Raw genomic sequence first — 16643 nt, forward strand, 5'->3', positions numbered from 1 at the left:
TATACGTTAGTACAGGAATCGTCTTGCACTATATATTCTTAGTCATTTACATGAAATCATAAGGTGAAAGATTTGGTAATTCGTCTGAAAGCTGAAATGGTAAATCTTCGTTTAGTTGTACTTCACCATTTTCAATCCCTTTTAGTTTCATACATAGAGTAGTTTGTCTTTGACCATCATCTGTTCTGCCAATGCCTTGAATAAATGCATCTTGTTCACCGCACATGATTAAGAACTTCTTACTTCTTGTCACAGCAGTGTAAATTAAATTTCTTCGAAGCATTCGATAATAACTTTTGACAATTGGAAGCACAATAATATCAAATTCGCTACCTTGCGATTTATGAATTGAACAACAGTAAGCAAGAGTTAATTGAGAAAAATCTGGTCTAGTATAAGTCACTTCATTTCCGTCAAATGAAACGATAATAATATCTTGTTGTTCTACATTTTCTTTGGCGAAAAAAATGTTTACAATTTCACCCATATCTCCATTAAAAACATTATTCTCAGGAACGTTTACGAGTTGGAGAACTTTGTCACCTGTTCGAAAAGTTGTATCACCAAAATTCATTTCACGTTGTTTTTCTCTTTTAGGGTTAAACACTTCTTGTAGCCCTTCATTTAGAGCATCAATTCCTGCTGGACCACGATACATCGGTGCTAATACTTGGATATCTCTTACAGGAAAACCTTTTTTATTGGCGTTTTCACACACTTTTTTGACGACTTCAACAACTTGTTGACTTGAACAACCAATAAATGAACGATCTTTTCTTTGTTCAAATAAATCCTCGGATATTGTTCCATCTTTTATATAATGTGCAAGCGTAATAATCGAAGAATCTTCTGATTGACGGTAAATATCTTTTAATCGTACAGTTGGAACTGTACCAGAGTTTAATAAATCCTTTAAGACTTGACCTGGGCCAACAGAAGGTAATTGATCCTCATCCCCTACAAAAATGACTTGGCAGCCTTCTGGAATGCTTTTTAGTAATTGATTCCCTAACCATACATCGACCATTGAAAACTCATCAATGATCAGTAACTTTCCATTTAAAGGATTTTCCTCATGATGGCTAAACTCACCTTCTCTTGTCCAACCGAGTAAACGATGGATTGTTACTGCCGGTAATCCAGTTGCTTCACTCATTCTTTTTGCCGCTCTACCTGTAGGTGCAGCAAGCAAATAAGGGAATGGATCTTCTTTCGGATAGGAATGCTGATCTAATGATAAATCATGGATTGTTGAAAACAGATTAACGATTCCTTTAATAACTGTCGTTTTACCTGTCCCTGGTCCACCTGTAAGGACCATCATCGCTGACTCCATAGCTTTTTTTATTGCTTGCGCTTGGGAAGGGGCATATTTTACATTCATTTTTGATTCGAGGTCTTCTAGCTCTTTTGCAAATCTAGTTTCAGTCATTTCTCCTAAATCTGGAGCATTGCTTAATAATTTTTGGATCGCATTTACAATGCCCTTCTCAGCGTAATAAAGAGCAGCTAGGTAGATTCTCTCGTCTTCCATTACTAGCTTTCCGTCAGCTACCAATCGTTTCATTTCCCGAGAAATGTCGACTGCTTCGACAAGCTCTTTATCCTGTTTCATTAATAATTGTCTAGTTTCATCAATAAACTGATCTTGCGTTATATAAACATGTCCTTCTTGCATAGATAAATGTTCTAAAATATAAATACAACCCGCTCGTATCCGATCTGGATGATTTCCTGTAATACCGATTGCTCGACCAATTTCATCTGCTCTTCCAAACCCAATCCCATCCACATCTTCAATTAATTTAAATGGATTTGTTCTGATAACATCAAGAGTTGATTCATTATAGGTCTTATAAATTTTAATCGATAAACCAGTTCCAATACCGTAGCTACTTAAAAAGCTGATTACTTTTTCAAGACCTTGATGAGATAGTATTGTTTCATAAATTTCTTTAGCTTTGGATTTTGCCAGCCCGGGAACACCTTCTAAGCTATCAGCATTATCTAAAATTTTATTAATTGCACCTTCACCTAAATGATCAACGATTTTCTCAGCCGTTTTCTTTCCAATTCCTTTAAATAAATCCGATGATAAATATTGAATAACACCTTTTTTAGTAGATGGAAGCTCTTTTTCAAATGATGAAATTTGAAATTGTTTACCATACCTCGGATGGTCTTTTACAGTCCCTTTAAATGTATATGTTTCATCTTCATTCATCCTTGGAATATTCCCAGTAATGGTCATTTCCTGTTCACAATTTGATAAATTTGTATCAACTACTTTTACCTTTGCAACAGTATAAAAATTTTCTGCATTATAAAAGATGATTGTTGTGATATGCCCTTTAATATATGGTGTTTCATCAACAAACAATTCCATTTCACTTTGGGTTTGCATTTCTCCACCTCCCCGAACTAACACAACTAAACTAGCTTCATTCTACTTCTTTATTTTCAATTACTTTTAAAGCATGCATAGCAAGCATATGATCATCTTGACTTTCAATCGCTTTATTAAAATGGTCTTTCGCAGTTGTAATTTGATCATTAAACATCGCAATTATGCCTAGATTATAATGTGCATCAGCATGAAGTTCATCTAATTGTAATACCTTTTCTAAATTAATTTTTGCTTCATCTAACATTTCTAATTTAGCTAAAGTAAGGCCATATTGGAATAATGCGTCTACATCTTTATCATCTAGCTCAATCGCTCGTTGGAAAAATGGAAGTGCAAAACGATCTTCTCCATTATTAACACAGCATAATCCAATCATAAAATGGACATCACTATCATTCATGCCAAGTTTCACACAATGTTGAAAATGTTTTTTAGCTAATTCAAACTTTCCATCTTCAAAATATACTGTTCCAACTGCATAATGCGCTGCTGCCAATTCCGGATCAATTTCTAAAGCCTTTTCAAAAAAACGACAAGCTCGTTCGACATCTCCCATCGATAGTAAAAGCTGACCAAAATTAACATACGCTAATGAATTAGTAGGATTTTCTTCAATTTCTTTCGTTAAAAAACTAGCTGCATCCTCTAAGTTTCCCTCTTGCAGGGCTGCTACTCCACGTTCAAAATTATTCATATATGACACCTCTATGTATTTACTTTCAATTATTTTGGATAGACTCCATTTTCTATACTAATCAGTTTAAGAAACTTAATATATCTATTTAACACTATCACACCATAGTATACATTTCAAAGGAACGTTTCTTCAAAATTTCTATGATAAATTAAGGATTTCCATTCAAAAAAACAACCCCAACCATTATGATTGGGGTAAATAGATTTATCTTAAATAAGTTAGTTCATTACCATCGATAAATGCACGATCAATTGTTCCGCCACCTAGACAGTCTGTCCCGTCGTAAAATACAACTGCTTGTCCTGGAGTGATTGCACGAATTTTTTCGTGGCAAAGAATTCTTACTGAGTTATCATCTAAAATGTGAACTGTTACTTCATTATCTTCAGAACGATAACGGAATTTAGCAGTACATGTAAACGAACCTTCTTTCGGTTTATTTGATGTCCAACTAATATCAGAAGCAAGTACTTCATTACTATAAAGTAACTCATTATGGAAACCTTGTTCAACTAATAAAATATTATTTTTTAAGTCTTTTCCTACAACGAACCAAGGGTCTCCATTTCCACCTATTCCAAGTCCATGACGTTGGCCAATTGTATAATACATAAGTCCATCATGTTTACCTTTAACTTCCCCGTTCATTGTTCTCATTTCACCAGGTTGTGCAGGTAAATAATTACTTAGAAATTCTTTAAAGTTACGTTCACCTATGAAGCAAATTCCAGTACTGTCTTTTTTCTTAGCTGTCGCTAAATCTGCCTCTTCAGCAATTTTACGGATTTCTGGCTTTAAATAGCCTCCAAGTGGAAACATAACTTTCGATAGTTGTTCTTGACCAAGTTGATTTAGGAAATAAGTTTGGTCTTTATTACTATCAATTCCTCGTAACATTTTATATTCTCCGTCACGGAACTCAACTCCAGCATAATGACCTGTCGCTACATAATCTGCTCCAAGCTCCATTGCATGTTCAAGAAATGCTTTAAACTTAATTTCTTTATTACACATTACGTCTGGATTTGGTGTTCTACCTTTTTTATATTCATCTAAGAAATAGGTAAACACTTTATCCCAATATTGCTTTTCAAAATTCACTGCATAATACGGAATTCCTATTTGATTACAAACTGCAATTACATCTTCATAATCTTCAGTTGCTGTACATACGCCAAATTCATCTGTGTCATCCCAGTTTTTCATAAAAATACCGATGACATCATACCCTTGTTGTTTCAATAAATATGCTGTTACAGATGAATCTACACCACCTGACATTCCTACTACTACGCGAGTGTCTTTTGGATCTTTTTTATTCATAAATAATATCCCCTCGCACTTTAAAAATTTATATTTTAACTAATCGTTTTACAATTGAAGATACACGTTCTCCAAGTATACGGATTTGTTCGTCTGTATTTCCATAACCAAAGCTGAACCGAACCGAAGAACGGATTTTAGGTGAATCTATTCCAAACATTTCAACTAAAACATGTGATGGGTCAATACTACCAGCTGTACAAGCAGACCCGCTTGAAGCTGCTATACCTGATAAATCAAGGTTTACCAAAAATGATTCAATTGAAATATCTTCAAATGATAAGTTTAACACATGTGGTGCAAAAAACGACTCATTTCCATTTTTTTCAAAACGAATTCCATTTTCTTTTAGAACATTCATTAAGATTTCATGAAAACGTAAATAGTTTTTTATACGTTCATTTCTTTCGATGTGAATTACTTCTACTGCCTTAGCTAATCCAACAATACCAGGAACATTTTCTGTACCTGCACGACGTTTACGCTCTTGCTGTCCGCCATATTGTAATTGTGTAAAAATTGCATTCTCACTTACATAAAGAAAACCTACACCTTTAGGTCCATTAATTTTATGTGAGGAAATGGATAAAAAGTCGACACCAAGTTCTTCAACATTAATTGGAATTAAGCCGTAAGCTTGTACTGCATCTGTATGGAAATGAGCTTTATGGTCACTAAGAAGTTCACCAATTTCTTTAATTGGTTGAACTGTTCCGATTTCATTATTAACCATCATAATTGATACTAAAATTGTATCATCACGCAGTGCAGCCTTTACATCCTCGACATTCACACGACCTGTATGATCAACAGGTAAATACGTAACCTCAAAGCCTTCCTTTTCAAGAGCCTGGCATGTATGTAATATAGCATGATGCTCGATGCTAGAGGTAATAATGTGCTTACCATATTTTTGATTCGCATAAGCAGCGCCTAAAACAGCAAGATTATCGCTTTCCGTTCCACCGCTTGTAAAAATAATTTCGTTAACTTTTGATCCTATACTATTAGCACAAATCATGCGTGCAGTATCAATCTTTTGACGAGCTTGTCGGCCAAATGAATGAATACTAGATGGATTTCCAAAAGTCTCTTGCATTTCTACAACCATCTTTTCAATTACTTCTGGATGCATTGGAGAAGTCGCAGCATGATCTACATAAATACGTTCCATTTTTATTAAATCCTTTCTTTATGAAGCGTTCACCTATTTTGAACGCACTAAAATTAAATATAAAACATATAGCCATTTAAATCATCAGATTCTAATTTTGCTAAATCCTCAAGACTCGTATGGTCTAACACTTCATTAATCGCTTTTTGAACACGAGTCCATAACTCTCTTTGTGCAGGATTTTCATCTTCAAGATTTTCGATTGGAGATAGTGATCCTTCAAGTGCAGTTATCACTTCACCTGCAGAAATTTCATTCGGTTCCTTTGTTAAAATATACCCACCATATGCTCCACGAATACTCTTTACTAATCCTGCATTACGTAATAATGAAATAATTTGTTCTAAATAATGCTCAGAAAGATTTTGTGCTTTCGCAATACTCTTGAGTGAAATTGGTTTATCACAATATCTTTTAGCTAATTCAATCATAACTGTCAGTCCGTATCTTCCCTTAGTTGAAATCTTCATTAATTCACTCCGTTCAATAAACTGTATCTCTTATTTTTATCAGATTTATCCTATTTTTAAACTGTAGTAATACAATTATTGTACACTATTTATTCTATAAATTCACATGACATGAAAAAAATGCACTAAACCAATTGGAAAAGTGTAATATCGATCTATGTAATTAACTAGTCAGGTCAGTTTCCCATTCTCACTATTTATCTAGTAATCTAAAATCCAGAGGACAATGATTTCTCTAATTTACAAAAAAAAAAACACCCCAAATGTTATATAGTTTAGCTATACGACATTAGAGGTGTTTTCTATTTTAGTCTGTTTGTCTTTATTTTTTCGTTTGCTTAACTTTTCAATTTACCAGCACGTACGAATTGAGCAGCTGCCGCTTTTTCATCGAAATCTTCAACATTTTTTCTAGATTCTTTTATGTTGTTTAAAAAGCTTATGACTTGGAATTCGATACTTTTAATTTCGTATTCAGTATCAGCATTTAATAAATCCTCTAATAAGTCTAAATAAATGGCTTTCTCTTCGGGTGTTAGCACGAGCCTCATTACATGCCTCCTTCATCTTTTGCCAAGTAAATTATTGAAAATACTACACAATTTGCTTAGAAATATTATGCAGTGAACTTACCCTTTCCCGTTCAGTGTTAAGTGCCCTGCTTAAAAGAAAGCTTTGAGATGAAAGACCAGCTAATATACAGTATCCGATTACCATACGCATATCTTTTAACATGTTTTCTGGTATAAATAAAGAAACAAATAATGTCGCGGCTGTTGCTCCAAATAAAATATCTGCAAGAAAACCTAAATAAAAGCCTTTCTTTCGTCTCACCGGGAGCATAATCGTACCTTTGTTAAACAGGATGTGAAAAATAAATCCGGTCACTCCACCAATGACAACCGCCAGGACATAGAGTTTAACCATGTTCATCCTCCATTCTTATTTTTAGGTACAAAAAAAATTCCTACTTTCGTTTCGAGAATAAGTTAATCGAAATGATCGCTAGGATTGGACAAGTTCTATATAAAATATGAACAGCTTGTTCTTATTATTATAAAAGCTTAAAAATAAATTATCAAAACAATTTGTAAAATTTATCCAATTGTGACAAAAAATAAGGTAAAAGACCTGAATTTTTATTTAAACATATAGACTACAAGACTATTTAACTATTTCTCATTACCCTTATTATGATATATTGGAATTAAAAAGAAGCTAGAGGAGGTTTTAAGTTGGCTGTACAAAGAAAATTCAAGAAAATAGTAAATCAATTACGCCACCAAGATCTATATCAGCGTGCAAAAGGCATAGACCAACTTAGAAAGTCTCTTCGATCAGGTGCTTCTATTGAATCATTAATTTATTTATTAGAAGAAGCGGGAAGCAATTTCCCGAAATCAATAGAAGATTGGGATGATGGAAGCTATCACTTAGTTGGATTTTGTTCAGAGTTTGCACTCCAAGAATTAATAACTCCAATCGAAAAGAATTTTGAAGCATATAGTGAACGAGCAAAACTTCAAGCTCTTTATTTATTAATAAGTCTGAAATCAGAATTAGCTAGAGATGCTTATATACGAATCATTGAAAAAAATAGTAAACGATACTCGCTAGATATCGATGTTCAATTCATTTTCGAAGAGACAGATTGGGCTCCAGAACTTGTAAAAAAACTATTACGTTTAATCGAAAATGAAGACACTGCAGTTTCAATTTTCCATCTGATTCTATTGTGTAAAAGAAATTCAATTTCTTTACCTTTTTCATCCGCTGAGAACGATTATATAATCGAACAAATTAAAATTTTATATAAGCTTAAACGAGGTTCATATTTAAATTATGATCAAGATTACAACTTAAAATATGTATACCAGGCTTGGAAGGAATCTTACCTCATCGTTCGAACAGAAATGGGTATTTACCTTCAATTAATGCAATATTATTTTGACGATAGCATGAATGAATATTTAAAAGAAGCACTTGAGTATAAAGATCCTTACTTAAAAGTGGATGCTGTTATTTCACTGATGGAACATGGCGTACACATTGATAAAGAAATCCTTGATTATTGTGCTCATAATATTGAATCTGCGGTATGGTTTTATACAAAATTAAATGAATTTTCAAAGAATGATATATACACATTTACGGAAGAGCATCAACATAGTTTTGTGAAAAACAGACTGTTTCTTTATTTAATTACTCATGAAGATTTTGGTGTGATTCCCGACGAGATAGAAATTATAAAGCGTTATGATACTTCAAACTATTATGAACAAGAAGTAACTTATTATTTAACTAAATTTCGTAGTCAGCAAGAAAATTGGGAAGAAAATGATTGGATGGCGGCATATGTAGGGGCTTATATTTCTGAACAAATTCCTAGTCCACGATTTTATGATGAAACAATTACTGCATTTACAAAATGGGATAACTATACTGAGGATGAACATAAAACCCAACTTGAATTATTAAATAAAGAAGAAAACGATAAATTAGGTCAAGAAGTCATTTTGGAATCAAAGCCAAGCTGGCATTTTGGTACTTATTTTCTCGGTTTTCTAACTGCTGTTAGAACAGGTACTGCTTTTGGAAATCACGATCCTATTTATTTTTTATTACTAGCTTTACTATGGATTATTTTCTTATATAAAGTGTATGCAACAATTCAACTTCGAAAAGAGTCTAAATTAATTTTAACAAGTAGACAGCTAACCTTAAAAAAAGGGAATGAATTGAAGTCGATTGAGCTTCATAAGATAAACCGGATGACAATCGAACTCCGAAAATGGGGTAAAAACGAAGGTAAAATGGCAGCATATCAACGAAAAGTAAATTATATTGTTTTCTATGATAAAGATAACGAAGAGATTTTATCAATCCCTTCAACTTTTATTAAACCAGATCTACTTTTCTTCGAGATAAAATTATTAACTAGTCATTTAGTTGATTCTCCAACTATAGAAGTTTTTGAAAATGATGTTAGTGCTTAAAAGTCGAGACTTAATCTCGACTTTTTTTATTCATGTTCCGTTCATATTAGGTTGTTATGATATTACTTAAAGATTTAAATACTTAACTACATATTAAATATCAAACTAAATATCGGGGGACAGGTTTTTTTATGAATTCTAAAAAAAGTTGGTGGATTTTATTTATTATTTCGCTTTGTGTCATTGTTCCATTTATGGCTCCTTATTTTCTTATAGATCCAGGGAAAAGTCGTATCCAAATTAGTTCAACTTCAATTCAATATCCTGCTTTAATTACACATATCTTTTTTGCATTTATTGCTTTAATTGCTGGATTTTTACAGTTTGTAAAAAAGATTAGATCTCGTTATCCGAGAATCCATCGAATGATTGGAACTATTTACTATACTAGCGTTTTTATAAGTGGAATTTTGTCATTGATAGTAATTTCTTATATTGAAAATTTTTCAAAGGTTATGTCTTTTCTTGTTTTAGCTATACTTTGGATTTTCACTACAATTAAAGGTATTTATAGCGCTAAGAAGAAAAATTATATTGCTCACCAAATCTGGATGACTCGAAGTTTTGGAATCACTTTAGTAGCAGTAAGTGGTCGAGTTTTAGTGCCATTTATATTATTAGCCTACTTTTTGCTAAATGGATTGCATCTACCTGGTGGAAGAGAACAAATGGTTGAGGAAGCCCTAAATGTTAATATTTGGGTAGGGTTATTAATAAATTTAATCATAATTGAGTGGATCATATTAAAAAGGAAGGTAGATTAAGCGACCAATTTCGCTTTATATCTACCTTCTCTTTTATTAATGACTTAATTATGATTTTTCTTAAACTGCTGTAATTTTTCAAAAATAGCCCCGTAACGTTTTTCGTTACCTGCTTCTTTTGGTTTATAGTAAACTTGATTTACTAGTCGATCTGGAAGATATTGTTGATTTACCCAACCGCCAAAATTACCTAAAGGATGATCATGCGGATAAATATAACCAATACCATGCCCCATATCCTTTGCTCCAGCATAGTGAGCATCTTTTAAATGTGCTGGGATATCATCATGTAGCCCACTTCTCACATCATTTAAAGCTCGATCAATTGATGTAACACTGGAATTAGATTTGGATGACAAACAGAGCTCAATTACTGCATTTGAAAGAATAATTCTTGCTTCAGGAAATCCAACTTGCTTTGCGGCTTCACAAGCCAGGACGACCTTCCATGGGTCGCCAGCTAGTCCGATATCCTCATAAGCAATCACTAATAATCTTCGAATAATGCTAGTTAAATCGCCCGCTTCTATGAGCCTCGCCAAATAATAAAGTGCTGCATTTACATCACTTCCACGAATACTCTTTTGGAAACCAGACAATGTGTCATAATGAAAGTCTCCATTTTTATCATGATTAAAACCTTTTGAACGAAGAAATTCATCAATAATTTCATCTTGTACTACAATCGTTCCGTCTGACTCTTTTGTAGAACCGTATATGATTGATTCCAAAACATTTAATGATGATCTTGCATCTCCGTTTACTCCATGAGCAATTTTTAAAATTTGTTCCTCTGAAATTTGGATTTGCAAGTTTCCTAATCCTCTATCCTCATCTCTCAAGGCTTTATCTAATAATTTATAAATATGTTTTGGTAAAAGCGGTTCTAATTTTAAAATGTGGTTACAGCGAGATCGTATTGCGCTGTTAACATCGTGGTATGGATTCTCAGTTGTTGCCCCAATTAACGTGATAAATCCGCTTTCTACATATGATAATAAATAATCCTGTTGCAGCTTTGACCAACGATGAATTTCATCTGCAAAAAGAATGATTTCACCGAACATTTTCGCCTCATGAACGATATCCTCAAGTTCTTTTTTACCAGAAGTAGTCGCATTTACAGTTACAAAACGTTTATCAACAGTACCAGCAATTGCATGGGCAAACGATGTCTTACCTATTCCAGGTTCCCCGTGTATTAACATTGAAGGAACTCGTCCGTTATGTATTAATCGATATAACGCTGATTCTTTTCCGATAATTTTTTCCTGACCAATTAATTCATCAATCGTTCTTGGTCTCATACGGTATGCTAGAGGTTCATGACTCATTTTTCTCCCTCCTTTATAACTCTTTTTACTATTGTAATTGAATTGGAAACATTTTTCATCTGCACCACGCAAATATTTCTTTTTACTAACAATTTATTTGGTGAAGATAATAATAGATGAAATAAAGAAGGTGAAAAAATGAATGCCCCAAAAACAAAATGGTCACTTGAAGATGAAAACACATTAATTGAACTAGTTGAAAAATACGAAAGTAAAGGTAAATCGAAGCAAGAAGCATTTGAAATAGTAGCAAATATTATTAATCGGACAAAGACAGCATGTGCTTCTAGATACCGAAAACTATCAAAAGATCATTTTAGAGAAATGAACAATCCTAAAGAAGTTACCAAAATAAATAAGCCTATACATCCTCCTTCACTGAATATTGAAATGGTCATCCAATTCTTAATGAATTTCGAACAAAAGCATCAAACTTCGGAGGAAAATACGGAGTTAAAAGAAAGAGTAGTTAAATTAAAAATTGAAAATGAAAATTTAAATAAAAAAATTTTTAATCTAAAAACATTAATCCAAAAGAAACAAAATGTATTGATCAATCTAACAGAATAAATTTAGACAAAATAATGTAAAACATTCACAGTATATTATCACTTGTACTATTGTATAATGAAGTAACAAAACGCAAGCAATAGTAAGGAGTATAATGAAATGAATTGGAAAAAAGGCGGTTTATGGATTATTATATTTTTTATTATTAAAGGTACGTTTTCTACACTTTTAATTGTTACTGGTGCTAAATACTTTAACTTAACCTATATTCAAATTCTACTTCTTGTAGTCGGACTATTAGTTATTTCTCTAATTGGACGTCAATTTGTGAGAAGACGTAAAAATAGTGCTAAAAATGAGAAGGATTTAAATATGTAACCCCTTATAGACCCCCAAAATAATTGAGGGTCAGTGTGTAGACAAAGTACAAAAAACTTGATTTTCAGACTGATTGCAAGCCCTGGTCTTTCGTGGCGCGAAGTCCTAGTGAGAATGGAATTACCCGACGGTAATGAGCACCACTTAACAGGCCAACAGGCGAAGCAACGAAGAAAGCGAGCTTTTTCGTGCAATTTGAAACCCCCAATAAATTTGGGGGTCTTTTTTATTTATTAGGCTTACGTTTATTCATTTCAATCGATTCCATATCGTTAACGACGCCATCTTTGCCAATCTTACCATTTTTCTCTACAACATTATTTTTCTTTTTATACTTAACATTAATCCGATTGGATAAATTATCTACATGATGCTGTTTTGAATCTTTTTCCACGTCACTTGTACTATTACAAGCAGTTAATATTGTTAAAGATAATCCGAAAGTACAAAATACTTTCAAGGCTCTATTCAACATCAAACACCTCCTATTGAAGGTAGTTTTTACATTAATAAATAAAAAAACTGTAGGAAATTAATTCCTACAGTCAGCAATGTTAAAGCATTGGTTATTCTTTGCCTACACGCTTAATTTCAATATCCTTTATTAATTCACGTACTGCATGACTAGCTGCGATTAAGCCAGCAACTGATGGTACAAAGGCGTTTGATGATGGTGGCATTTTTGCTTTACGAATTTTTGTATTTTCATCTGGTACGATTTCTTTTCGTACATCTTCACGAATAACAATAGGACTTTCATCTGAATAGACAACTGTTACTCCTTTTTGAATACCTTCTTTGCGAAGTTTAGTTCGAATAACCTTTGCAATAGGATCGTGAGTTGTTTTTGATATATCAGCAATTTTAAATCGAGTTGGATCCATCTTATTAGCAGCACCCATACTTGAAATAAGTGGAATTCCGCGACGACGACACTCTTTAATTAAGTGAATTTTATATGTAATTGTATCAGAAGCATCAATTACAAAATCTAATGGAATTTCGAAAAACTTTTCAAATGTTTCCTCTGTATAAAACATTCTATGTGTAATTACTTCGCACTCAGGATTAATCTCAAGAATACGTTGTTTCATCATTTCTACTTTAGGCTCTCCAACTGTTGATAATAAAGCATGAATTTGTCTATTCACGTTTGTAATATCAATAACATCTTTATCCACTAATATTAAACGTCCGACTCCAGAACGCGCTAAAGCTTCTGCAGAAAATGAGCCAACGCCTCCAATACCTAAAATAGCTACCGTACTGTTTTGTAATCGCTCTAAACCTGCTTTACCAAAAGCAAGCTCATTACGAGAAAATTGGTGTAACATTTATTCAACTCCCACTATCTTAATCAGATTACAATGATTTAAATATACATGATACAAGCTATTTACATCAAGCTAGAATTAAAGAAAAACATAATTTTTCTTAATCCTTCAACAAGAAAAAGGAAAGGATTAAGAAAATTAATTCCTTCACCCTTCCTTTTTATTTTACTCTTCTACTGTTGTTTTTAACGCTAATTCTTCTAATTGTGCAGAAGAAACTGGACTTGGTGCATTTGTTAATAAACAACTTGCTGATGCTGTTTTAGGGAATGCAATTGTATCACGTAAATTTGAGCGACCAGCAAGTAACATAACAATACGGTCTAAACCTAGCGCAATTCCTCCGTGTGGTGGAGTTCCGTATTCAAATGCTTCCATTAAGAAACCAAATTGCGCTTGTGCTTCTTCTTCAGAAAATCCTAAGCATTTGAACATTTTTTCTTGTATGTCTCTTTCGTAAATTCGAACTGAACCTCCACCAAGCTCATAACCATTTAGTACTAAGTCATAAGCTTGAGCTTTTACACTACCTGGATCTGTATCTAATTTATCAATATCTTCACGAACAGGTGAAGTGAATGGATGATGAGCAGCAAAATAACGATTTAAATCTGCATCATATTCAAGTAATGGCCAGTCAGTAACCCATAAGAAATTGAATTTAGATTGATCAATTAAATCTAAGTCTTTACCTAGTTTTAATCGAAGTGCACCTAAGCTATTTGCAACTACTGAAGCATCTGAAGCTACGAATAAAATTAAGTCTCCTGCGTTTGCCTCTACAGCCAATTTTAATGTAGCAAATTCCTCTTCACTAAAGAATTTAGCGATTGGACCTTTGAAACCATCTTCTTCAAGTTTTAACCAAGCAAGACCTTTTGCTCCATAACGACCAGCATATTCTTGAAGACCATCGATGTCTTTACGAGAATAATTTGCTGCTTGACCTTTTACATTTAAACATTTTACTTGGCCACCATTTTCAACAGCTGAAGTAAATACTTTAAATCCACTTTCTTTAGCGAAAGAAGAAACATCAATTAACTCTAATCCGAAACGAGTATCAGGCTTATCAGAACCGTAGCGATTCATTGCTTCATCATAGCTCATACGAGGAAGTGGTGTAACTAGGTCAACACCTTTTGTTTCCTTCATCATTTTAACCATCATTCTTTCAGACATTTCCATTATTTCTTCCTGAGAAAGGAAGCTAGTTTCAATGTCTATTTGAGTAAATTCAGGTTGACGGTCAGCACGTAAATCTTCGTCACGGAAGCATCTTGCAATTTGGAAATATCGTTCAAATCCTGAAACCATTAATAATTGTTTAAAAATTTGAGGTGATTGTGGTAATGCATAAAACTCACCAGGATGTACTCGGCTAGGAACTAAATAGTCACGAGCTCCTTCTGGTGTACTCTTCGTTAAAATTGGCGTTTCAACTTCTAAGAAGTCTTCACCATCTAAGAAATCACGAATTGATTTTGTAATTTTTGAACGTAATTTAAATGTGTCATACATAACTGGACGACGTAGATCTAAATAACGATATTTTAAACGAAGGTCTTCTGCTACCTCCGTTTTATTTTCAATTGCAAATGGAGGATTCTTAGCTTTATTAATAATCTCAAGCTTTTCAACAGAAACTTCAATTGCTCCCGTTTCAAGATTTGTATTAGTTGTACCTTCACCACGAGATACTACTTTCCCGTGAACGTGAAGAATAAATTCATTACGTACAGTTTCAGCTAGAGCTAAAGCTTCACCTGAAGTTTCAGGATTAAAAACGATTTGTACAAGTCCAGAACGGTCACGTAAATCAATAAAAATTAATCCACCTAAATCACGTCTTTTTTGTACCCATCCTTTAAGTGTTACACTTTGACCAATATGTGATTCTCTTAGTTCTCCACATAAATGCGTTCGTTGTTCCATTTTCAATTCCCCCATTTGTTTATTTAGAGCTTACGTATTTTACAAAGATGTCTAATGCAACTTCTTCTTGTACACCAGTCTCTTGGTCTTTTAAATTAATGACTCCTCGAGATAATTCGTCTTCCCCTAGAACCGCTATATATTTTGCTTTATAACGTTCCGCTGCTTTGAATTGCGCTTTTATTTTTCGATCTTGGTAATCTTTTTCACAAACAAGACCAGCTTTACGCAATTGATATAAAATAGCCGTCGCTTCTTTTTTCACTTCTTCGCCAAGTCCAATTAGGAATACATCCATTTCTTGTTGAATTGGAAGTTCGATTCCTTCTGTTTCAAGAGCTAATATTAAACGCTCGATACTTAATGCGAAACCAATACCAGGAGTATTAGGACCACCGATTTCTTCAACTAATCCATTATAGCGGCCACCACCACTTAAAGTTGAAATTGTACCGAATCCTTTACCTTCTAACATGATTTCAAATACAGTGTGATTATAATAATCTAAACCACGTACTAAATTTGCATCGATCTCAAACGGAATTTTCATAGCTGTTAAGTAAGATTGAACAGCTTCGAAATAGTTCATAGATTCTTCATTTAAATAGTCTAAAATCGATGGTGCAGTCTTCATTGAAGGGTGATCGTGATCTTTTTTACAATCTAAAACACGTAATGGATTAGTTTCTAAACGATTATTACAATCACTACATAGCTCATGTGCTACAGGTTTAAAATGATTCACAAGCGCTTCACGGTGTGCTTTACGGCTTTCTAAGTCACCTAAACTATTAAGAACTAACTTAACATTTTTCAATCCAAGACCACGATATAAATCCATTGATAAAGCTAATACTTCTGCATCAATAGATGGATCATTACTACCTAAAGCTTCTATACCGAATTGTACGAACTGACGATAGCGACCAGCCTGTGGTCGTTCGTAACGGAACATAGGACCGATATAGTACAACTTAGTAGGTTGATTGCTATTACCATACATTTTATTTTCAACATAAGAACGAGCGATTGACGCAGTTCCTTCTGGACGTAATGTTAATTGACGATCTCCACGATCAGTAAATGTGTACATTTCTTTTTGAACAATATCCGTTGTATCTCCAACTCCACGTTGGAATAATTCAGTATGTTCAAAGATTGGTGTACGAATTTCGTTATAGTTGTATCGTTTGCATAAGTCTCTTGCAAACTTTTCAATATACTGCCATTTTTCAATCGTACCAGGTAAAAGATCCTGAGTACCTCTTGGGATATTAATCGACATTTTAAATCCTCCTAAATAATAAACCTTTATAAATAC

16 protein-coding genes are annotated in these 16643 nt (G+C 33.4%); 4 read left to right on the forward strand and 12 right to left on the reverse strand.

Annotated features, from left to right (window positions below; all coding sequences use genetic code 11):
- Positions 1–46: 46 nt before the first annotated feature.
- The 7 genes from recD2 to ABEY15_RS10895 all read right to left on the reverse strand — a co-directional run bounded on the left by recD2 (position 47) and on the right by ABEY15_RS10895 (position 6998).
- Positions 47–2404: an SF1B family DNA helicase RecD2 gene (recD2, locus tag ABEY15_RS10865; RefSeq protein ID WP_429890104.1), complete on the reverse strand. Its 2358-nt coding sequence runs from the start codon at positions 2402–2404 to the stop codon at positions 47–49.
- A gap of 37 nt (positions 2405–2441) precedes the next feature.
- Positions 2442–3101, reverse strand: coding sequence for a tetratricopeptide repeat protein (locus ABEY15_RS10870; RefSeq protein ID WP_429890105.1), 660 nt, complete (start codon positions 3099–3101; stop codon positions 2442–2444).
- 207 nt (positions 3102–3308) lie between these two features.
- Entirely contained in the window at positions 3309–4427 is a 1119-nt protein-coding gene (gene mnmA / locus ABEY15_RS10875) for a tRNA 2-thiouridine(34) synthase MnmA (protein WP_429890106.1), read from the reverse strand.
- Between the two features lie 28 nt (positions 4428–4455).
- The gene (locus ABEY15_RS10880) at positions 4456–5601 is read right to left on the reverse strand and encodes a cysteine desulfurase family protein (protein ID WP_429890107.1); all 1146 of its coding nucleotides are present in this window, start codon (positions 5599–5601) and stop codon (positions 4456–4458) included.
- A 53-nt stretch (positions 5602–5654) separates the two neighbouring features.
- The gene (cymR, locus tag ABEY15_RS10885; protein ID WP_056472685.1) at positions 5655–6071 is read right to left on the reverse strand and encodes a cysteine metabolism transcriptional regulator CymR; all 417 of its coding nucleotides are present in this window, start codon (positions 6069–6071) and stop codon (positions 5655–5657) included.
- 338 nt (positions 6072–6409) lie between these two features.
- Positions 6410–6622, reverse strand: coding sequence for a hypothetical protein (locus ABEY15_RS10890; protein ID WP_056472680.1), 213 nt, complete (start codon positions 6620–6622; stop codon positions 6410–6412).
- A gap of 43 nt (positions 6623–6665) precedes the next feature.
- Positions 6666–6998, reverse strand: a complete 333-nt coding sequence (locus ABEY15_RS10895) for a DUF4257 domain-containing protein (protein ID WP_056472677.1) — start codon at positions 6996–6998, stop codon at positions 6666–6668.
- A 308-nt stretch (positions 6999–7306) separates the two neighbouring features.
- On the opposite strand from ABEY15_RS10895, the gene ABEY15_RS10900 reads away from it, so the two are divergent.
- A complete protein-coding gene (locus ABEY15_RS10900) occupies positions 7307–9067 on the forward strand; it encodes a hypothetical protein (RefSeq protein ID WP_429890108.1) in 1761 nt (586 codons plus the stop codon).
- 131 nt (positions 9068–9198) lie between these two features.
- Positions 9199–9831 carry a DUF2306 domain-containing protein gene (locus ABEY15_RS10905; protein WP_429890110.1) on the forward strand — a complete coding sequence of 211 codons (633 nt, stop codon included), beginning with the start codon at positions 9199–9201 and terminating at the stop codon, positions 9829–9831.
- A gap of 44 nt (positions 9832–9875) precedes the next feature.
- On the opposite strand, the gene ABEY15_RS10910 is transcribed toward ABEY15_RS10905, so the two are convergent.
- Positions 9876–11165: a replication-associated recombination protein A gene (locus tag ABEY15_RS10910; RefSeq protein WP_429890111.1), complete on the reverse strand. Its 1290-nt coding sequence runs from the start codon at positions 11163–11165 to the stop codon at positions 9876–9878.
- A 138-nt stretch (positions 11166–11303) separates the two neighbouring features.
- Here ABEY15_RS10910 and ABEY15_RS10915 point away from each other — a divergent pair, with 138 nt between their 5' ends.
- A complete protein-coding gene (locus tag ABEY15_RS10915; protein ID WP_429890112.1) occupies positions 11304–11735 on the forward strand; it encodes an SANT/Myb-like DNA-binding domain-containing protein in 432 nt (143 codons plus the stop codon).
- A 99-nt stretch (positions 11736–11834) separates the two neighbouring features.
- A complete protein-coding gene (locus tag ABEY15_RS10920; RefSeq protein ID WP_429890113.1) occupies positions 11835–12053 on the forward strand; it encodes a hypothetical protein in 219 nt (72 codons plus the stop codon).
- Between the two features lie 226 nt (positions 12054–12279).
- Here the strand turns inward: ABEY15_RS10920 and ABEY15_RS10925 are convergent, their stop codons facing one another.
- The 4 genes from ABEY15_RS10925 to hisS all read right to left on the reverse strand — a co-directional run bounded on the left by ABEY15_RS10925 (position 12280) and on the right by hisS (position 16607).
- A complete protein-coding gene (locus tag ABEY15_RS10925) occupies positions 12280–12528 on the reverse strand; it encodes a hypothetical protein (protein ID WP_429890115.1) in 249 nt (82 codons plus the stop codon).
- Between the two features lie 91 nt (positions 12529–12619).
- The gene (locus ABEY15_RS10930; protein ID WP_088013659.1) at positions 12620–13387 is read right to left on the reverse strand and encodes a tRNA threonylcarbamoyladenosine dehydratase; all 768 of its coding nucleotides are present in this window, start codon (positions 13385–13387) and stop codon (positions 12620–12622) included.
- A 165-nt stretch (positions 13388–13552) separates the two neighbouring features.
- Complete coding sequence (aspS, locus tag ABEY15_RS10935; protein WP_429890117.1) at positions 13553–15322, reverse strand: aspartate--tRNA ligase; 1770 nt, start codon at positions 15320–15322, stop codon at positions 13553–13555.
- Between the two features lie 19 nt (positions 15323–15341).
- Entirely contained in the window at positions 15342–16607 is a 1266-nt protein-coding gene (gene hisS / locus ABEY15_RS10940) for a histidine--tRNA ligase (protein ID WP_429890119.1), read from the reverse strand.
- Positions 16608–16643: the final 36 nt, after the last annotated feature.

The sequence above is a fragment of the Gottfriedia acidiceleris genome, from assembly GCF_050457485.1.
Lineage (GTDB): Bacteria > Bacillota > Bacilli > Bacillales > Bacillaceae_G > Gottfriedia > Gottfriedia acidiceleris_D.